Here is an 18,619-nt window from a genome sequence, read left to right as displayed (position 1 = left end):
TAACGTGTCCCCCACACCCGTGGAAAGCGAGGCAGGTACCGATGTCCGAGCACAGCCCGCTCGACCTGGCCGAGGGCGATCCCTTCGGCCCGCACAACCTCCCGTACGGCGTCTTCTCCACCGCCGAGGAGCCCGACCGGCGCCGGCTCGGCGTCCGGATCGGCGGGTACGTGCTGGACGCGGGGGCCGCGGCACACGCGCTCGGCTCCCCCTACGCGGCGCTGCTCGCGCAGCCCAGCCTCAACCCGCTGCTCGCCGCCGGGCGGACCGCCTGGCGCGACGTCCGCCGGGCGCTCACCGCCTGGGTGACGGTCCCCGCGCACCGGGCGGACGTCGAGCCGCTCCTGCACCCGCTGGACGCGGTGACGCTGCACCTGCCGTACGAGGTCGCGGACTACGTCGACTTCTACGCGAGCGAGCACCACGCGACCAACGTGGGCCGGATCTTCCGCCCCGACGGCGACGCGCTGACCCCCAACTGGAAGCACCTGCCGATCGGTTACCACGGACGCGCGGGCACGGTCGTGGTCTCCGGCACCGACGTCGTGCGCCCCTCCGGGCAGCGCAAGGCGCCGTCCGACCCGGCCCCGGTCTTCGGGCCGTCGGTGAAGCTGGACATCGAGGCGGAGGTCGGCTTCCTGGTCGGCACCCCGTCGGAGCTGGGCCGGCCGGTGCCGCTCGCCGACTTCCGGGAGCACGTCTTCGGTCTGACGCTGCTCAACGACTGGTCGGCGCGGGACGTGCAGGCCTGGGAGTACGTGCCGCTCGGCCCGTTCCTGGGCAAGTCGTTCCAGACGTCGGTCTCGGCGTGGGTGACGCCCCTGGAGGCCCTGGACGCGGCCCGCACCGCCCCGCCCGCGCGGGACTTCCCGCTCCTGCCGTACCTGGACGACGCGGACGAGGAGGAGCAGGGCGGCTTCGACCTGCGGATCACCGTCGAGATCAACGGCGAGGTGGTGGCCGAGCCGCCGTTCTCCTCGATGTACTGGACGGCGGCCCAGCAGCTCGCCCACATGACGGTGAACGGCGCGTCCCTGCGCACCGGCGACCTGTACGGCTCCGGGACGGTCTCCGGGCCGGAGGTGGACCAGCGCGGTTCGCTCCTGGAGCTGACCTGGAACGGCCGTGACGCGCTCGAACTGTCCGGCGGGAAGCGGACGTTCCTGGAGGACGGCGACGAGGTCGTCCTGACGGCGTGGGCGCCGGGCCCGGACGGCACCCGGGTCGCCCTGGGCGAGGTCCGGGGCCGGATCGCCCCCGCCGTCTGACCGTCAGGCGGCCCGCCAGAGGGCGGGGACGTTCGGCGGCTGCCAGCCGGGCTGGGCGGTGTGGGCCTGGAGGCACACGTAGCCCGTCCCGCCGTAGGTGACGGCGTCCCCGGCCCGGTAGGCGGTGCCGACCGCCCAGCTGCCCCCCGGCGGCTGGGTGGTCGGGGTGGGCGTCGGCGTCGGGCCGGGGTTCTGCGGCACGTTCAGGACGAAGTCGAAGGCGGCCTCGCGCGCCCCGCCCGCGTCCCGCACGGTCATGAGCAGCCGCGGGTCGAAGAGGGTGTCGGTGTTGTTGCGGGGCTCGCCCGGGAAGTACAGCTGGGTGGTGAGCACCGGGCGGCCGGGGGCCTGGACCTTGACGTGGAGGTGCCGGGTGCGGCCCGGGTAGAGGCCGGGCACGATCGTGGTGAGCTTGAAGGAGCCGTCGGCGCCGGTGAACTGGTGGCCGCGGAAGCGGAACCCGGTGTTGTCGTAGGCGCCGTTGGTGTCGGCCTGCCAGAAGTCGAGCAGGACGCCGGATATCGGCCGGCAGGCGAGCCCGAAGACGTACCCGCCGACGGTGAGCCGGACGCCGGGGGTGTTGGACTCCAGCAGGCTGGAGCGGAGCGGGGAGTTGGGCTTGAAGTACGGGCCCTCCATCTGCTCCGGGGTGGGGTCGTCGCCGTCGTCGCACGTGGGGGTGAGGGCGGGCGCCTGCTCGCCGCCGGTCAGGGTGCGGGCGAGCGCGGGGACGCCCATGAGCACCGCGGGGGCCGCCATGCCGGCCGCGAGCGCGGCCCGCAGGACGGTCTTGCGGCTGACGTGCCCGGTGCTGGTCTCGTGGTCCATGTGCCTGGCTCCTCGGGTGGGGGCTGGGATCGGCAACGAACCTAGGGGCCCGCGGCACCGGGTTCGATGGACGGAACACGGCGGTCGTGGTCTTTTCGGAAGCGCCCGGGGCTGCGGCCGACCTCCCGCCGGAAGAACCGGCAGAAGTAGGCGGCGTCGTCGAACCCGACCCGGGCGGCCACCTGCCGCACGGGCAGCCCGGTGGCGACGAGCAGCCGCTGCGCCTCCCGCACCCGCTCCTGGCGCAGCAGCGCGGCGGGCGTGCGGCCGGTGGCCGCCCGCACCACCTCGGTGAGGTGTCCGGGGGTCACCCCGATCCGCTCGGCGCACTCCCGTACGGAGAGCCCGGCGGTCCCGGCGGTGCGGGCGAGCCGCAGGAACTCCTCGGCGAGGCCGCGCGGCGGCGGCAGGTCCCCTCCCCCTCCCCCGCCGCCGGGCAGCCGGACGGCCCGTACGAGGAGGACGTGGAGCAGGGACCGCAGCACCCCGGCGAACCCGTCGGCCCCGTGCCGGTACTCCTCGGCCAGGTCGCCCATCAGCCGGGCCGTGCGCTCGTGGGTGGCGGCGTCGAGGTCCGCCCAGGGCCGCTCCCCGAGCCGTCGCAGCAGCTCCTCGTCGTCGGGCCCGCCGACCAGGAACTCGGGCGTGAAGAGGGCGAGCGACCCTTCGAGCCCCCGCACGCCCTCCCAGTGGTGCACCTGTCCGGGCAGGATCACCCCGAGCTGCGGCGGCCGCACCTCGTACCGCTCCAGGTCGAGCACGTGGACGCCGCTGCCCTCGGTGACGTGCACGATCTCGTAGAAGGTGTGCCGGTGCGGGTACGCGGCCCGCGACATCGGCCCCATCGCGTCGAACCCCCCGGCGGCGAAGGGCACCTGGTCGGGCAGCCGCAGTTCGAGCCGGTGCACGGGCGGGTCGCCGGGCCTCGGGGCGTCGCAGGGGGTGCCTGGTAAGACGGTGGTGCCGCGCATCGTGCCGCTTCCCTTCCGACGACTGGTACAGACCATTCGGGGCGGCTTCCACGATGGCACGGCGTCCGCCGGGGGTGAAGTGCGCCGAAGGGCCCGGCTCCTGGAGGAGCCGGGCCCTTCGTGCGCGTCCGTCCGGCGCTACCGCACGAACACGCTCGCCTGGTTCGCCAGGTCCAGGAAGTACTGCGGCGCGAGGCCGAGGACCAGGGTGACCGCCACGCCCGCCGTGATGGCGACGGTGGTGAAGGCCGAGGGGACGGCGACCGTGGGGCCGTCCGCCTTGGGCTCGCTGAAGAACATGAGCACGATGACCCGGATGTAGAAGAAGGCCGCGATCGCCGAGGAGAGCACGCCGACCACCACGAGGGCGCCCGCGCCGCCCTCCGCCGCCGCCTTGAAGACCGCGAACTTCCCGGAGAACCCGGAGGTCAGCGGGATGCCGGCGAAGGCGAGGAGGAAGACCGCGAAGACCGCCGCGACGAGTGGCGAACGGCGCCCGAGACCGGCCCACTTGGAGAGGTGGGTGGCCTCGCCGCCCGCGTCCCTGACCAGGGTGACGACGGCGAAGGCGCCGATCGTCACGAAGGAGTACGCGCCCAGGTAGAACAGGACGGAGGAGATGCCGTCGGGGGTGGCGGCGATGACGCCCGCGAGCAGGAAGCCCGCGTGCGCGATGGACGAGTACGCAAGGAGCCGCTTGATGTCGGTCTGGGTGATGGCGACGATCGCGCCGCCCAGCATGGTGAGGATCGCGACGCCCCACATGACCGGCCGCCAGTCCCAGGTGAGGCCCGGGAGCACCACGTAGAGCAGGCGGAGCAGCGCGCCGAAGGCGGCGACCTTGGTCGCGGCGGCCATGAAGCCGGTGACCGGGGTCGGGGCGCCCTGGTAGACGTCCGGGGTCCACATGTGGAACGGCACGGCGCCGACCTTGAAGAGGAGGCCCATGAGGACCATGGCGAAGCCGATGAGGAGCAGCGCGTCGTTCCCCATGGTGTCGGCGAGCGCCGGGTTCACCGAGGCGACCGCCCCGTCGACGACGTCGGCGATCGTGGCGTACGAGACGGAGCCCGCGTAGCCGTAGAGCAGGGCGATCCCGAAGAGCAGGAAGGCCGAGGAGAAGGCGCCGAGCAGGAAGTACTTGACGGCCGCCTCCTGCGACATCAGCCGCTTGCGGCGGGCGAGGGCGCACAGCAGGTACAGCGGGAGGGAGAAGACCTCCAGGGCGATGAAGAGCGTCAGGAGGTCGTTGGCCGCCGGGAAGACCAGCATGCCCGCGACGGCGAAGAGGGCGAACGGGAACACCTCGGTGGTGGTGAACCCGGCCTTGACCGCCGCCTTCTCGTGGTCGCTGCCGGGCACGGCGGCGGCCTCGGCGGCGAAGGAGTCGACCCGGTGGCCGTGGTCGGCCGGGTCGAGCCTGCGCTCGGCGAAGGTGAAGACCGCCACGATCGACGCGAGCAGGATGGTGCCCTGGAGGAAGAGGGCGGGTCCGTCGACCGCGATGGCGCCCATGGCCGCGATGTGGGCCTTGGTGGAGCCGTAGCCGCCGGCCGCCAGGCCGACGACGGCGGCGAAGGAGGCGGCGAGCGCGAGGACGCTCAGGAAGACCTGGGCGGTGTAGCGGCCCCTGCGGGGCACGAAGGCCTCGACGAGGACGCTGAGGACCGCGGCGCCGACCACGATGAGCACGGGCGCGAGCTGCGTGTACTCGATGTGGGGCGCCGGGATCTTCTCCAGCGGCTCGGCGGCGGTCGCCCACAGGGTGTGGACGGAGGATGCGACAGCGGGAGTGCTCACTTGGCCGCCTCCACTTCTGGCTGGGGGTCCTTCTGCTGGACGTCGGACATGGTGTGCCGCACCGCCGGGTTGACGACGTCCGTCAGCGGCTTCGGGAACACCCCGAGGAAGATCAGGAGGGCGATCAGCGGGACGACCACGGCCAGCTCGCGCGGCCGCAGATCGGGCAGCTTGCCGACCCCCTCCTTCACCGGCCCGGTCATCGTCCGCTGGTACAGGACGAGGGTGTAGAGCGCGGCGAGGACGATGCCGGTGGTGGCGACGACGCCGGCCACCGGGTAGCGGGCGTAGGTGCCGACCAGGACCAGGAACTCGCTGACGAACGGCGCGAGTCCGGGCAGCGACAGGGTCGCGAGGCCGCCGATCAGGAAGGTGCCGGCGAGCACCGGCGCGACCTTCTGCACGCCGCCGTAGTCGGCGATGAGCCGCGAGCCGCGCCGGGAGATCAGGAACCCGGCGACCAGCATCAGGGCGGCGGTCGAGATGCCGTGGTTGACCATGTAGAGCGTGGCGCCGGACTGGCCCTGGCTGGTCATCGCGAAGATGCCCAGGATGATGAAGCCGAAGTGCGAGATGGACGCGTAGGCGACCAGGCGCTTGATGTCCCGCTGGCCGACGGCGACGAGCGCCCCGTAGACGATGCTGATCAGGGCGAGGACGACGATCGCGGGCGTGGCCCACTTCGAGGCCTCGGGGAAGAGCCCGAGGCAGAAGCGGAGCATCGCGAAGGTGCCGACCTTGTCGACGACGGCGGTGATGAGGACGGCGACCGGGGCGGTGGCCTCCCCCATCGCGTTCGGCAGCCAGGTGTGCAGCGGCCACAGCGGCGCCTTCACCGCGAAGGCGAAGAAGAAGCCGAGGAACAGCCAGCGCTCGGTGCTGGTGGCGATCTCCAGGGAGCCGTTGGCCCGGGCCCCGGCGATCTCGGTGAGCGAGAAGTTCCCCGCGACCACGTACAGGCCGATGACGGCGGCCAGCATGATCAGGCCGCCGACCAGGTTGTAGAGGAGGAACTTGACGGCCGCGTAGGAGCGCTGGGCCGCCGCGTTCTCGTCGGAGCCCGCGTGGGCCCGGTCGCCGAAGCCGCCGATGAGGAAGTACATCGGGATGAGCATGGCTTCGAACAGGATGTAGAAGAGGAAGACGTCGGTGGCCTCGAAGGAGAGGATCACCATCGCCTCGACCATGAGGATCAGGGCGAAGAAGCCCTGCGTCGGCCGCCACCTCTTCGAGGAGGTCTCCAGGGGGTCGGCGTCGTGCCAGCCGGCCAGGATGACGAACGGGATCAGCAGCGCGGTGAGCGCGATCAGCGCCACCCCGATGCCGTCCACGCCCAGCTCGTAGCGGACCCCGAAGTCCTTGATCCAGGCGTACGACTCGGTCAGCTGGTACCGCTCGCCGCCGGGCTCGAACCGTACGAAGACGGTCCCGGCGAGGACGAGCGTGGCGAGCGAGACGAGCAGCGCCAGCCACTTGGCGGCGGTGCGGCGGGCGGCGGGCACGGCGGCGGTCAGGATCGCACCGACCGCCGGCACCGCTGCCGTCACCGTAAGGAGCGGGAAGGACATGACAGTTACACCGCCCTCATCAGCAGGGTCGCGGCGATCAGCACCGCCGTACCTCCGAACATGGAGACCGCGTACGAGCGGGCGTAGCCGTTCTGGAGCTTGCGCAGCCGGCCGGAGAGCCCGCCGACGCCCGCCGCGGTGCCGTTGACCACGCCGTCCACCAGGGAGTGGTCGACGTAGACGAGCGAGCGGGTGAGGTGCGTGCCGCCCGTGACGAAGACGGCGTGGTTGAAGTCGTCCTGGAGCAGGTCGCGGCGGGCCGCCCGGGTGAGCAGCGAGCCGCGCGGGGCGACCACCGGGACGGGCCGGCGCCCGTACTGGAGGTAGGCAAGGCCGACGCCGATCACCATGACGGCGACGGTGCAGGCGGTGACGGCCGCGGCGCCGATCGGCGGGTGGCCGTGCTCGTAGCCGGTGACCGGCTCCAGCCACTCGACGAACCCGGCGAACTCGAAGACCGCGCCTCCGGCGACCGAGCCGACGGCGAGCAGCACCATCGGGATCAGCATGGACTTCGGCGACTCGTGCGGGTGCGGCGCGTTGCCGTTCTCGTCGGGCTGCCAGCGCTTCTCGCCGAAGAAGGTCATCAGCATCACGCGGGTCATGTAGTACGCGGTGATGGCCGCGCCGAGCAGGGTAACCGCGCCGAGGATCCAGCCCTCGGCGCCGCCCTTCGCGAACGCCGCCTCGATGATCTTGTCCTTGGAGAAGAAGCCGGACAAACCGGGGAAGCCGATGATCGCGAGGTAGCCGAGGCCGAAGGTGACGAAGGTGACCGGCATGTACTTCCGCAGGCCGCCGTACTTCCTCATGTCGACCTCGTCGTTCATGCCGTGCATGACCGAACCGGCCCCGAGGAAGAGCCCGGCCTTGAAGAAGCCGTGCGTCACCAGGTGCATGATCGCGAAGACGTAGCCGATGGGGCCGAGGCCGGCCGCCAGGATCATGTAGCCGATCTGCGACATCGTCGAGCCGGCCAGCGCCTTCTTGATGTCGTCCTTGGCGCAACCGACGATCGCACCGAACAGGAGCGTGACGGCGCCGACGATGGTGACGACGAGCTGCGCGTCCGGGGCCGCGTTGAAGATGTCGGCGGAGCGGACGATCAGATAGACACCGGCGGTCACCATCGTGGCCGCGTGGATGAGGGCCGAGACCGGGGTCGGGCCCTCCATCGCGTCCCCGAGCCAGGACTGCAGCGGCACCTGGGCCGACTTGCCGCAGGCCGCGAGGAGCAGCATCAGGCCGATCGCGGTCAGCGTCCCCTGCGAGGCCTGGCCGGTCGCCTCCAGGACCGGCCCGAAGGCGAAGGTCCCGAAGGTGGTGAACATGATCATGATGGCGATCGAGAGGCCGATGTCACCGACCCGGTTGACCAGGAACGCCTTCTTCGCGGCGGTGGCCGCGCTGGGCTTGTGCTGCCAGAACCCGATGAGGAGGTACGAGGCGAGGCCGACGCCCTCCCAGCCGAAGTACAGGAGCAGGTAGTTGTCGGCGAGGACGAGCAGCAGCATCGCCGCGACGAACAGGTTCAGATAGCCGAAGAACCGGCGGCGCCGCTCGTCGTGCTCCATGTATCCGATGGAGTACACGTGGATGAGGGTGCCGACCCCGCTGATCAGCAGGACGAACGTCATGGAGAGCTGGTCGAGCTGGAAGGCCATGTCCGCCTGGAAGCCCTCGACGGGGATCCAGGTGAAGAGCCGCTGGTGCAGGGCCCGCTCCTCGGCCCCCTTGCCGAGCATGTCGGCGAAGAGCGCCAGGCCGATCGCGAAGGAGACGGCCGCGAGGAGCGTGCCGATCCAGTGGCCGACCCGGTCGAGCCGCCGGCCGCCGCAGAGCAGCACGGCCGCGCCGAGCAGGGGCGCCCCGACGAGCAGAGCGATGAGATTTTCCACGGTCAGCCCCTCACAGCTTCATCAGGCTTGCGTCGTCGACCGAGGCCGAGTGGCGGGCACGGAAGACGGACACGATGATCGCGAGCCCGACGACGACCTCCGCGGCGGCGACGACCATCGTGAAGAAGGCGACGATCTGGCCGTCGAGGTTGCCGTGCATGCGGGAGAAGGTGACGAACGCGAGGTTGCAGGCGTTGAGCATCAGCTCCACGCACATGAAGACCACGATCGCGTTGCGCCGGATCAGCACCCCGGCCGCGCCGATGGTGAACAGCAGGGCGGAGAGATACAGGTAGTTGACGGGATTCACCGGTTGGCCTCCTCTTCGTCCCGGTCCCGGCCGAGCCGTTCCTCGGAGCGCTGCTCCAGGGCCTTGAGGTCGGCCATGGCCTCGGCGGACACGTCCCGGATCTGGCCCCGCTTGCGCAGGGTCCCCATGACGGTGAGCTCCGCCGGGGTGCCGTCGGGCAGCAGGCCCGGGACGTCCACGGCGTTGTGCCGGGCGTAGACGCCGGGCGCGGGCAGCGGCGGCACGTGCTTCCCCTCCCGCACGCGCTGCTCGGCGAGCTCGCGCTGGGTGCGGGCGCGTTCGGTGCGCTCGCGGTGGGTGAGGACCATCGCGCCGACGGAGGCGGTGATGAGGAGCGCGCCGGTGATCTCGAAGGCGAAGACGTACTTGGTGAAGATGAGGGCGGCGAGGCCCTCGACGTTTCCGCCGCGCGCGCTGTTCGCGGCGCCGAGGCCGGCGAACTCGGTGATCGAGGCGTTCCCGATGCCGGCGGAGAGCAGGACGCCGAAGCCGAGGCCGCAGGCGACGGCCCACCAGCGCTGGCCCTTGAGCGTCTCCTTCAGCGAGTCCGCGGCCGTGACGCCGACCAGCATGACGACGAAGAGGAAGAGCATCATGATCGCGCCGGTGTAGACGACGATCTGGACGACGCCGAGGAAGTACGCGCCGTTGGCCAGGTAGAAGACCGCCAGAATGATCATGGTTCCGGCGAGGCAGAGCGCGGAGTGGACGGCCCTGCGCATCAGGATCGTGCACAGCGCGCCGATGACGGCGACCGTGCCGAGGACCCAGAACTGGACGGCCTCGCCGGTGGAGGTGGCGTACGCCGCGAGGGTCTCGGCGGCGAGCGGGGCGAGGTGCGCGCTCACGCGTCCACCTCCTCGTCGGCGTCGTCCTTCTCCCCCTTGGACACGGCGGCCTGGCGGACGGTGCCGGGCGCGGCCCCGGTGACCAGGCCCCGGTAGTAGTCCTGCTCGTCCGTGCCCGGGAAGATGGCGTGCGGGGTGTCGACCATCTCCTCCTGAAGGCCGGCGAGGAGCTGCTCCTTGGTGTAGATCAGGTTCGCCCGGGAGGAGTCGGCCAGTTCGAACTCGTTGGTCATCGTCAGCGCGCGCGTGGGGCAGGCCTCGATGCACAGGCCGCACAGGATGCAGCGGGCGTAGTTGATCTGGTAGACGCGGCCGTAGCGCTCGCCGGGCGAGTAGCGCTCCTCGTCCGTGTTGTCCGCGCCCTCCACGTAGATGGCGTCGGCGGGACAGGCCCAGGCGCACAGCTCGCAGCCGACGCACTTCTCCAGGCCGTCGGGGTGACGGTTGAGCTGGTGCCGGCCGTGGAAGCGGGGCGCCGTCGTCTTCTGCTGCTCCGGGTACTGCTCGGTCAGCCGCTTCTTGAACATGGCCTTGAAGGTCACGCCGAAGCCGGCCACCGGATTCTGGAAGTCAGACACCGTCCGTCTCCTTTCCATCACTCGCAGTAGCAGTATCGGGGGCGCCACTGACAACGAGGTCCCGGTCGTGCCGCGGCCTGCGCCGGGGCACGGGCGGCAGGGACTGTCCGGGCTTGGGCGGTACGGGGAAGCCTCCGGCCATCGGGTCGAAGGCGGGCTCGTCCCCGGGGGCGGGCGCCGCCGCCTTCCCCTTCCGGTCGCGGAAGAGGTCGACCACGAAGGAGAGGAGGAGCAGGGCGAGCACCGCCCCGGCCACGTACAGGACGATGTTCGTGAACGCGATGTTCTCGTTGCGCAGCGCCCGGACGGTGGCGACCAGCATCAGCCAGACCACGGAGACCGGGATGAGGACCTTCCAGCCGAGCTTCATCAGCTGGTCGTAGCGGACGCGGGGCAGGGTGCCGCGCAGCCAGATGAAGAAGAACAGCAGCAGCTGCACCTTGATCACGAACCAGAGCATCGGCCACCAGCCGTGGTTCGCGCCCTCCCAGAAGGTGGAGACCGGGTACGGGGCCCGCCAGCCGCCCAGGAAGAGGGTCACCGTCACGGCCGAGACCGTCACCATGTTCACGTACTCGGCGAGCATGAACATCGCGAACTTGATGGACGAGTACTCGGTGTTGAAGCCGCCGACGAGGTCGCCCTCGGACTCCGGCATGTCGAAGGGGGCGCGGTTGGTCTCGCCGACCATCGTGATCACGTAGATGATGAACGAGACCGGCAGCAGGATCACGAACCAGCGGTCCGCCTGCGCCTCGACGATCGCCGAGGTCGACATCGACCCGGAGTAGAGGAAGACGGAGGCGAAGGCCGCGCCCATGGCGATCTCGTAGGAGATCATCTGCGCGCAGGAGCGCAGTCCGCCGAGGAGCGGGTACGTGGAGCCGGAGGACCAGCCGGCCAGGACGATGCCGTAGATGCCGACGGAGGCGACCGCGAGGACGTACAGCATCGCGATCGGCAGGTCGGTGAGCTGCATCGTGGTGCGGTGGCCGAAGATCGAGACCTCGTTGCCCGCCGGGCCGAAGGGGATCACGGCGATCGCCATGAAGGCGGGGATCGCGGCCACGATCGGGGCGAGGACGTAGACGACCTTGTCGGCCTTCTTGACGATCACGTCCTCCTTGAGCATCAGCTTGACGCCGTCCGCGAGGGACTGGAGGAGGCCCCAGGGGCCGTGCCGGTTGGGGCCGACGCGCAGCTGCATCCAGGCGACGACCTTGCGCTCCCACACGATGGAGAAGAGCACGGTCACCATCAGGAAGGCGAAGCAGAAGACGGCCTTGACCGCGACGAGCCACCAGGGGTCCGTGCCGAACATGGACAGGTCTTCGGCGGCGAGCGGGACGCTCATGCCTGCACCTCCGTGACGTCGGCGGGGCGCGGGGCCGCCGGGCCGATGCGGACCAGGTCGCCCGGGCGGGCGCCGGTGTCGGAGAGGACGCCGTGCCCGGTCGAGTTCAGCGGGAGCCAGACGACGCGGTCGGGCATCTCGGTGACCAGGAGCGGGAGGGCGACCGAGCCGGCCGGGCCGGTGACATCCAGGAGGTCGCCGTCCTTGACCCCGGTGTCGGCGGCGGTGTCGGCGGAGAGCCGGGCGACGGCCGCGTGCCGGGTGCCGGCGAGGGCGGTGTCGCCCTCCTGGAGGCGTCCGAGGTCGAGCAGGAGCCGGTGTCCGGCGAGGACGGCCTCGCCGTCGCCGGTGCGGGGCGCGGGCCGGCCGGGCTCGGCGGGCTCGGTGGCCCGCTCGTGGTGCCGGCCGCCGAGCCGGTCCAGCTCCCGGCGTACGGCCCTGAGGTCGGGCAGGGCCAGGTGGACGTCGAGGGCGTCGGCCAGCATGTGCAGGACGCGGGCGTCGGTCGGGGCGAGCGGCCGGGTCATCTGCTCCGGCTTGAGCGCGGCCTCGAACATCCGGGCCCGGCCCTCCCAGTTCAGGAAGGTGCCGGACTTCTCGGCGACGGCGGCGACCGGCAGGACGACGTCGGCGCGGTCGGTGACCTCGCCGGGCCGCAGCTCCAGGGAGACCACGAAGGCCGCGTCGAGCGCCTCGCGCGCGCGTGCCGGGTCCGGCAGGTCGGCGACCTCGACGCCGCCGACGAGCAGGGCGGCGAGTTCGCCGGTGGCGGCGGCCTCGACGATCTGGCCGGTGTCGCGGCCGTAGCGGGCGGGGAGGGCGCGGACGCCCCAGACGGCGGCGACCTCCTCGCGGGCGCGGGGGTGGGTCGCGGGCCGGCCGCCGGGGAGGAGCGCCGGGAGCGCGCCGGCCTCGACGGCGCCGCGTTCGCCGGAGCGGCGCGGGATCCAGACGAGCCGGGCGCCGGTGGCGGTGGCGGCGCGCAGGGCGGCGGTGAGCGCGCCGGGCACGCCCGCGAGGCGCTCGCCGACGGCGAGGACGGCGCCCTCCTGGCGGAGGGCCTCGGCGGCGGCGAGTCCGTCGCCGGTGAGGCCGACCCGGGAGGTGAGGGCGTCGAGCCACTCGGTCTCGGTGCCGGGGGCGGCGGGCAGCAGGGTGCCGCCGGTCTTCTCCAGGCCCCGGGTGGCGAACGCGGCGACGGCGTAGGTCTTCTGGCCGTGCTTGCGCCAGGCCTTGCGCAGCCGCAGGAAGACGCCGGGGGCCTCCTCCTCGGACTCCAGGCCGACGAGGAGGACGGCCGGGGCGGCTTCGAGCGAGGTGTACGTGACGCCCGACCCGTCCAGGTCCCGGCCGTGTCCGGCGACGGCGGAGGCCAGGAAGTCGGCCTCCTCGCCGGAGTGGACCCGGGCCCGGAAGTCGACGTCGTTGGTGTCGAGGGCGACCCGGGCGAACTTGGCGTACGCGTAGGAGTCCTCGACGGTCAGCCGGCCGCCGGCCAGGACGCCGGTGCGGCCGCGGACGAGTCCGCGGGCGGCGGCCTCCAGGGCCTCGGGCCAGGAGGCGGGCTCCAGCTCACCGGTCGCGGCGTTCCGCACGAGCGGGGTGGTGAGCCGGTCGCGCTGCTGCGCGTACCGGAAGCCGAAGCGGCCCTTGTCGCAGATCCACTCCTCGTTGACCTCGGGGTCCTCGGCGGCGAGCCGCCGCATGACCTTGCCGCGCCGGTGGTCGGTGCGGGTGGCGCAGCCGCCGGAGCACTGCTCGCACACCGACGGCGAGGAGACCAGGTCGAAGGGGCGGGAGCGGAAGCGGTAGGCGGCGGAGGTGAGGGCGCCGACCGGGCAGATCTGGATGGTGTTGCCGGAGAAGTACGACTCGAAGGGGTCGCCCTCGCCGGTGCCGACCTGCTGGAGCGCGCCGCGCTCGATCAGCTCGATCATCGGGTCGCCCGCGACCTGGTTGGAGAAGCGGGTGCAGCGGGCGCAGAGCACGCAGCGCTCGCGGTCCAGGAGGACCTGGGTGGAGATCGGGATCGGCTTCTCGTAGGTGCGCTTGACGCCCTCGAAGCGGGACTCGGCCTGTCCGTGGGACATGGCCTGGTTCTGGAGGGGGCACTCGCCGCCCTTGTCGCAGACGGGGCAGTCCAGCGGGTGGTTGACGAGCAGCAGCTCCATCACGCCGTGCTGGGCCTTCTCGGCGACGGGGCTGGTGAGCTGCGACTTCACCACCATGCCGTCGGTGCACGTGATGGTGCAGGAGGCCATCGGCTTGCGCTGGCCCTCGACCTCGACGATGCACTGGCGGCAGGCGCCGGCGGGGTCGAGGAGGGGGTGGTCGCAGAAGCGCGGGATCTCGATGCCGAGCTGTTCGGCGGCGCGGATGACCAGGGTCCCCTTGGGGACGGAGACCTCGATGCCGTCGATGGTCAGCGTGACGAGGTCCTCCGGCGGCACGGCCGGGCTGCCGCCTCCCGCCGGTCCGGACTCGGTGACGGTCATGCGGTCACCTCCTTGTGGTTGTCCGCCCAGGCGGTCGACTTGGCCGGGTCGAAGGGGCAGCCCTTGCCCGTGATGTGCTGCTCGTACTCCTCGCGGAAGTACGTGAGGGAGGAGAAGATCGGCGAGGCGGCGCCGTCGCCGAGGGCGCAGAACGACTTGCCGTTGATGTTGTCGGCGATGTCGTTGAGCTTGTCGAGGTCGGACATGGCGCCCTTGCCTGCCTCGATGTCGCGCAGGAGCTGGACGAGCCAGTACGTGCCCTCGCGGCACGGTGTGCACTTGCCGCAGGACTCGTGGGCGTAGAACTCGGTCCAGCGGGTGACGGCCCGGACCACGCAGGTGGTCTCGTCGAAGCACTGGAGCGCCTTGGTGCCGAGCATGGAGCCGGCGGCGCCGACGCCCTCGTAGTCGAGGGGCACGTCGAGGTGCTCGTCGGTGAACATCGGGGTGGAGGAGCCGCCGGGGGTCCAGAACTTGAGGCGGTGGCCGGGGCGCATCCCGCCGCTCATGTCGAGGAGCTGGCGCAGGGTGATGCCGAGCGGGGCCTCGTACTGGCCGGGCGAGGCGACGTGCCCGGAGAGCGAGTACAGCGTGAAGCCCGGGGACTTCTCGCTGCCCATGGAGGTGAACCAGTCCTTGCCCTTGTTGAGGATCGCGGGAACGGACGCGATGGACTCGACGTTGTTCACCACGGTGGGGCAGGCGTAGAGGCCGGCGACCGCGGGGAAGGGGGGCCGCAGCCGGGGCTGGCCGCGGCGGCCTTCGAGCGAGTCGAGGAGCGCGGTCTCCTCGCCGCAGATGTACGCGCCGGCGCCGGCGTGCACGGTGAGTTCGAGGTCGAGTCCGCTGCCCAGGACGTTCTGTCCGAGGTAGCCGGCGGCGTAGGCCTCGCGGACGGCCTCGTGGAGGCGGCGCAGGACGGGGACGACCTCGCCGCGCAGGTAGATGAAGGCGTGGCTGGAGCGGATCGCGTAGCAGGCGATCACGATGCCCTCGATGAGGGAGTGCGGGTTGGCGAAGAGGAGCGGGATGTCCTTGCAGGTGCCGGGCTCGGACTCGTCGGCGTTGACGACGAGGTAGTGCGGCTTGCCGTCGCCCTGCGGGATGAACTGCCACTTCATGCCGGTGGGGAAGCCGGCGCCGCCGCGGCCTCGGAGGCCGGACTCCTTGACGTACGCGATGAGGTCGTCGGGGCTCATCGCGAGGGCCTTGCGCAGGCCCCGGTAGCCCTCGTGGCGCTCGTAGGTCTCCAGGGTCCAGGACTCGGGCTGGTCCCAGAAGGCCGAGAGGACGGGAGCGAGGAGCTTCTCCGGGCTGCTGTGGTTGATCTCGGTGGCCAAGGTCATCACTCCCCCTCCTGACCGGAGGTCTCACCGCGCGGGTGGACGATTCGACGGTGCGGCTGCTCGCCCTTGGCCAGTCGGAGGCCGACGAGGGAGGCGGGGCCCGCGCCGCCGGTGGCCTCGACGGCGCCGGGGCGCTCGTCGGGGAAGCCGGCGAGGATGCGGGCGGTCTCCTTGAAGGTGCAGAGCGGGGCGCCGCGGGTGGGTTCGACGGTCCGGCCGGCCCGCAGGTCGTCCACCATCTTCTTGGCGGACTCGGGGGTCTGGTTGTCGAAGAACTCCCAGTTGACCATCACGACGGGCGCGAAGTCGCAGGCCGCGTTGCACTCGATGTGTTCGAGGGTGACCTTGCCGTCCTCGGTGGTCTCGCCGTTGCCGACGCCGAGGTGCTCCTTCAGCTCGTCGAAGATCGCGTCGCCGCCCATGACCGCGCACAGCGTGTTGGTGCAGACGCCGACCTGGTAGTCGCCGGAGGGCTTGCGCCGGTACATGGTGTAGAAGGTGGCGACGGCGGTGACCTCGGCTGTGGTGAGGCCGAGGACGTCGGCGCAGAACGCCATGCCGGTGCGGGTGACGTGGCCCTCCTCCGCCTGCACGAGGTGCAGCAGCGGCAGGAGCGCGGAGCGGGAGTCCGGGTAGCGGGCGACGACGGCCCGCGCGTCCTCCTCCAGGCGGGCGCGGACGTCCGCCGGGTAGCCGGGGGCGGGGAGCTGGGGCATGCCCAGGCTGATCTGCTCGGTCATCGGTCGACGCCTCCCATCACGGGGTCGATGGAGGCGACGGCGACGATGACGTCGGCGACCTGGCCGCCCTCGCACATCGCCGCCATGGCCTGGAGGTTGGTGAAGGACGGGTCGCGGAAGTGGACCCGGTAGGGGCGGGTGCCGCCGTCGGAGACGACGTGCGCGCCGAGCTCGCCCTTGGGGGACTCGACGGCCGCGTAGGCCTGGCCGGGCGGGACCCGGAAGCCCTCGGTGACCAGCTTGAAGTGGTGGATCAGAGCCTCCATGGAGGTGCCCATGATCTTCTTGATGTGTTCGAGGGAGTTGCCGAGTCCGTCGGTGCCGAGCGCGAGCTGCGCGGGCCAGGCGATCTTCTTGTCGGCGACCATGACCTCGCCGGGCTCCAGGCGGTCGAGGCACTGCTCGACGATCCGCAGGGACTGGCGCATCTCCTCCAGGCGGACGAGGAAGCGCCCGTAGGAGTCGCAGCTGTCGGCGGTGGGGACCTCGAAGTCGTAGTCCTCGTAGCCGCAGTACGGGTCGGTCTTGCGCAGGTCGTGCGGGAGGCCCGCGGAGCGCAGGATCGGTCCGGTGGCGCCCAGCGCCATGCAGCCGGTGAGGTCGAGGTAGCCGACGTCCTGCATGCGGGCCTTGAAGATGGGGTTGCCGGTGGCGAGCTTGTCGTACTCCGGCAGGTTCTTCTTCATGGTCTTCACGAACTCGCGCACGGCGTCGACGGCGCCGGGCGGGAGGTCCTGGGCGAGGCCGCCGGGGCGGATGTACGCGTGGTTCATGCGCAGGCCGGTGATCAGCTCGTACAGGTCCAGGATCATCTCGCGGTCCCGGAAGCCGTAGATCATGATCGTGGTGGCGCCGAGCTCCATGCCGCCGGTGGCGATGCAGACCAGGTGCGAGGAGAGCCGGTTGAGCTCCATGAGCAGGACGCGGACGACGCTGGCGCGGTCCGGGATCTGGTCGGTGATGCCGAGGAGCTTCTCCACGCCGAGGCAGTACGCCGTCTCGTTGTAGAACGAGGTGAGGTAGTCCATGCGCGTGACGAAGGTGGTGCCCTGCGTCCAGGTCCGGTATTCGAGGTTCTTCTCGATGCCGGTGTGGAGGTAGCCGATGCCGCAGCGGGCCTCGGTGACGGTCTCGCCGTCGATCTCCAGGATGAGGCGGAGCACGCCGTGGGTGGAGGGGTGCTGGGGCCCCATGTTGACGACGATCCGCTCGTCGTCGGCCTTGGCGGCGGACCGGACGACCTCGTCCCAGTCGCCGCCGGTCACCGTGTAGACGGAGCCTTCGGTGGTCTCTCGCGGAGACGCGTGGGGAGTGGTCACGAGTAGGACCTCCGCTGGTCCGGAGCCGGGATCTGGGCGCCCTTGTACTCGACGGGGATGCCGCCGAGGGGGTAGTCCTTGCGCTGCGGGTGGCCCGGCCAGTCGTCCGGCATCATGATCCGGGTGAGGGCGGGGTGGCCGTCGAAGACGATGCCGAAGAAGTCGTACGTCTCGCGCTCGTGCCAGTCGTTCGTCGGGTAGACGGCGACGAGGGACGGGATCCTCGGGTCGGTGTCCGGGGCCGAGACCTCCAGGCGGATCATCCGGCCGTGGGTGAGCGAGCGCAGGTGGTAGACGGCGTGCAGCTCGCGGCCCTTGTCGTGCGGGTAGTGCACGCCGGAGACGCCGGTACAGAGCTCGAAGCGGAGCGCCGGGTCGTCGCGCAGGGTGCGGGCCGTGCGGACCAGGTGCTCGCGCTCGACGTGGAAGGTGAGCTCGCCGCGGTCGACGACCGTCTTCTCGATCGCGTTCCCGGGGAGGAGCCCCTGCTCCTCCAGGGCGCCTTCGAGTTCGTCGGCGACCTCGTCGAACCAGCCGCCGTAGGGGCGGGCGGCCGGGCCGGGGAGCCGGATCGAGCGGACGAGGCCGCCGTAGCCGGAGGTGTCGCCGCCGCTCTGGGCGCCGAACATGCCGCGCTGGACGCGGACCTCCTCGCCGTGGTCCCCGCGCTGGCCCGGCAGGTTCTGCGCGCTGAGGTCCTTCTCGGGGTTGGGTGTCTCGTCGCTCACCGGAGCAGACCCTTCAATTCGATGGTCGGCAGTGCCTTGAGCGCCGCCTCCTCCGCCTCGCGCGCCGCCTCCTCGGCGTTCACGCCGAGCTTGGAGGCCTGGATCTTCTGGTGGAGCTTGAGGATCGCGTCGATCAGCATCTCGGGGCGCGGCGGGCAGCCGGGCAGATAGATGTCGACCGGCACGATGTGGTCGACGCCCTGGACGATCGCGTAGTTGTTGAACATGCCGCCCGAGGAGGCGCAGACGCCCATGGAGATGACCCACTTGGGGTCGGGCATCTGGTCGTAGACCTGTCGCAGGACGGGCGCCATCTTCTGGCTGACCCGGCCGGCCACGATCATCAGGTCGGCCTGGCGCGGCGAGCCGCGGAAGACCTCCATGCCGAAGCGGGCCAGGTCGTACCGGCCGGCTCCGGTGGTCATCATCTCGATGGCGCAGCAGGCGAGGCCGAAGGTCGCGGGGAAGACGGACGCCTTGCGCACCCAGCCCGCGGCCTGTTCGACCGTCGTCAGCAGAAAGCCGCTCGGGAGTTTCTCTTCGAGTCCCATTAGGTGCCCCTCAGCCC

General features: G+C 71.4%; 16 protein-coding genes. 1 reads left to right on the top strand and 15 read right to left on the bottom strand.

The genetic code is table 11. The annotated features are described in order from the left end of the window. Positions 1-41 precede the first annotated feature (41 nt). Positions 42-1,268: a fumarylacetoacetase gene (gene fahA / locus AB0398_RS18785; protein WP_366376376.1), complete on the top strand. Its 1,227-nt coding sequence runs from the start codon at positions 42-44 to the stop codon at positions 1,266-1,268. A gap of 3 nt (positions 1,269-1,271) precedes the next feature. Here the strand turns inward: fahA and AB0398_RS18780 are convergent, their stop codons facing one another. The 15 genes from AB0398_RS18780 to AB0398_RS18710 form a co-directional block, all read right to left on the bottom strand. Continuing rightward, the gene (locus tag AB0398_RS18780) at positions 1,272-2,096 is read right to left on the bottom strand and encodes a carbohydrate-binding protein (protein ID WP_366376374.1); all 825 of its coding nucleotides are present in this window, start codon (positions 2,094-2,096) and stop codon (positions 1,272-1,274) included. Between the two features lie 41 nt (positions 2,097-2,137). Then, complete coding sequence (locus AB0398_RS18775; RefSeq protein WP_366376373.1) at positions 2,138-3,004, bottom strand: AraC family transcriptional regulator; 867 nt, start codon at positions 3,002-3,004, stop codon at positions 2,138-2,140. A gap of 201 nt (positions 3,005-3,205) precedes the next feature. Next, a complete protein-coding gene (gene nuoN / locus AB0398_RS18770; RefSeq protein ID WP_366376372.1) occupies positions 3,206-4,867 on the bottom strand; it encodes an NADH-quinone oxidoreductase subunit NuoN in 1,662 nt (553 codons plus the stop codon). Continuing rightward, complete coding sequence (locus AB0398_RS18765; RefSeq protein ID WP_366376370.1) at positions 4,864-6,435, bottom strand: NADH-quinone oxidoreductase subunit M; 1,572 nt, start codon at positions 6,433-6,435, stop codon at positions 4,864-4,866. The genes nuoN and AB0398_RS18765 overlap by 4 nt, the downstream gene beginning before the upstream one ends. Positions 6,436-6,440: 5 nt before the next feature. Next, a complete protein-coding gene (gene nuoL / locus AB0398_RS18760) occupies positions 6,441-8,333 on the bottom strand; it encodes an NADH-quinone oxidoreductase subunit L (protein WP_366376368.1) in 1,893 nt (630 codons plus the stop codon). Positions 8,334-8,343: 10 nt separating this feature from the next. Continuing rightward, positions 8,344-8,643: an NADH-quinone oxidoreductase subunit NuoK gene (gene nuoK, locus AB0398_RS18755; RefSeq protein ID WP_030208826.1), complete on the bottom strand. Its 300-nt coding sequence runs from the start codon at positions 8,641-8,643 to the stop codon at positions 8,344-8,346. Next, positions 8,640-9,491, bottom strand: a complete 852-nt coding sequence (locus tag AB0398_RS18750; RefSeq protein ID WP_366376366.1) for an NADH-quinone oxidoreductase subunit J — start codon at positions 9,489-9,491, stop codon at positions 8,640-8,642. Before AB0398_RS18750 ends, nuoK begins: the two co-directional genes overlap by 4 nt. After that, positions 9,488-10,087 (bottom strand): NADH-quinone oxidoreductase subunit NuoI, encoded by a 600-nt coding sequence (nuoI, locus tag AB0398_RS18745; protein WP_366376364.1) that lies wholly within the window; start codon positions 10,085-10,087, stop codon positions 9,488-9,490. Before nuoI ends, AB0398_RS18750 begins: the two co-directional genes overlap by 4 nt. Continuing rightward, positions 10,062-11,423, bottom strand: coding sequence for an NADH-quinone oxidoreductase subunit NuoH (gene nuoH / locus AB0398_RS18740; protein WP_366376363.1), 1,362 nt, complete (start codon positions 11,421-11,423; stop codon positions 10,062-10,064). The genes nuoI and nuoH overlap by 26 nt, the downstream gene beginning before the upstream one ends. Further along, positions 11,420-13,918 (bottom strand): NADH-quinone oxidoreductase subunit G, encoded by a 2,499-nt coding sequence (locus AB0398_RS18735; RefSeq protein ID WP_366376362.1) that lies wholly within the window; start codon positions 13,916-13,918, stop codon positions 11,420-11,422. The genes nuoH and AB0398_RS18735 overlap by 4 nt, the downstream gene beginning before the upstream one ends. Next, positions 13,915-15,267 carry an NADH-quinone oxidoreductase subunit NuoF gene (gene nuoF / locus AB0398_RS18730; RefSeq protein WP_366376360.1) on the bottom strand — a complete coding sequence of 451 codons (1,353 nt, stop codon included), beginning with the start codon at positions 15,265-15,267 and terminating at the stop codon, positions 13,915-13,917. The genes AB0398_RS18735 and nuoF overlap by 4 nt, the downstream gene beginning before the upstream one ends. Then, entirely contained in the window at positions 15,264-16,004 is a 741-nt protein-coding gene (gene nuoE, locus AB0398_RS18725; RefSeq protein WP_366376359.1) for an NADH-quinone oxidoreductase subunit NuoE, read from the bottom strand. The genes nuoF and nuoE overlap by 4 nt, the downstream gene beginning before the upstream one ends. After that, a complete protein-coding gene (locus AB0398_RS18720) occupies positions 16,001-17,323 on the bottom strand; it encodes an NADH-quinone oxidoreductase subunit D (protein WP_366376357.1) in 1,323 nt (440 codons plus the stop codon). Before AB0398_RS18720 ends, nuoE begins: the two co-directional genes overlap by 4 nt. Then, positions 17,320-18,051, bottom strand: a complete 732-nt coding sequence (locus AB0398_RS18715) for an NADH-quinone oxidoreductase subunit C (RefSeq protein ID WP_366376355.1) — start codon at positions 18,049-18,051, stop codon at positions 17,320-17,322. The genes AB0398_RS18720 and AB0398_RS18715 overlap by 4 nt, the downstream gene beginning before the upstream one ends. Further along, positions 18,048-18,602, bottom strand: a complete 555-nt coding sequence (locus tag AB0398_RS18710; protein ID WP_366376353.1) for an NADH-quinone oxidoreductase subunit B family protein — start codon at positions 18,600-18,602, stop codon at positions 18,048-18,050. The genes AB0398_RS18715 and AB0398_RS18710 overlap by 4 nt, the downstream gene beginning before the upstream one ends. Positions 18,603-18,619: the final 17 nt, after the last annotated feature.

The sequence above is a fragment of the Streptomyces sp. NPDC086147 genome, from assembly GCF_040702165.1.
Lineage (GTDB): Bacteria > Actinomycetota > Actinomycetes > Streptomycetales > Streptomycetaceae > Streptomyces.
Note: the sequence above shows the minus strand (reverse complement) of the source record. Positions and strands in the feature narration are given on the sequence as shown.

Excerpts from the sequence above, each read along its gene's own strand:
- AB0398_RS18780 (WP_366376374.1), bottom strand. The coding sequence starts at position 2,096 with ATGGACCACGAGACCAGCACCGGGCACGTCAGCCGCAAGACCGTCCTG.
- nuoE (WP_366376359.1), bottom strand. The coding sequence starts at position 16,004 with ATGACCGAGCAGATCAGCCTGGGCATGCCCCAGCTCCCCGCCCCCGGC.
- nuoI (WP_366376364.1), bottom strand. The coding sequence starts at position 10,087 with ATGGAAAGGAGACGGACGGTGTCTGACTTCCAGAATCCGGTGGCCGGC.
- fahA (WP_366376376.1), top strand. The coding sequence starts at position 42 with ATGTCCGAGCACAGCCCGCTCGACCTGGCCGAGGGCGATCCCTTCGGC.
- AB0398_RS18765 (WP_366376370.1), bottom strand. The coding sequence starts at position 6,435 with ATGTCCTTCCCGCTCCTTACGGTGACGGCAGCGGTGCCGGCGGTCGGT.
- nuoH (WP_366376363.1), bottom strand. The coding sequence starts at position 11,423 with ATGAGCGTCCCGCTCGCCGCCGAAGACCTGTCCATGTTCGGCACGGAC.
- AB0398_RS18710 (WP_366376353.1), bottom strand. The coding sequence starts at position 18,602 with ATGGGACTCGAAGAGAAACTCCCGAGCGGCTTTCTGCTGACGACGGTC.
- AB0398_RS18735 (WP_366376362.1), bottom strand. The coding sequence starts at position 13,918 with ATGACCGTCACCGAGTCCGGACCGGCGGGAGGCGGCAGCCCGGCCGTG.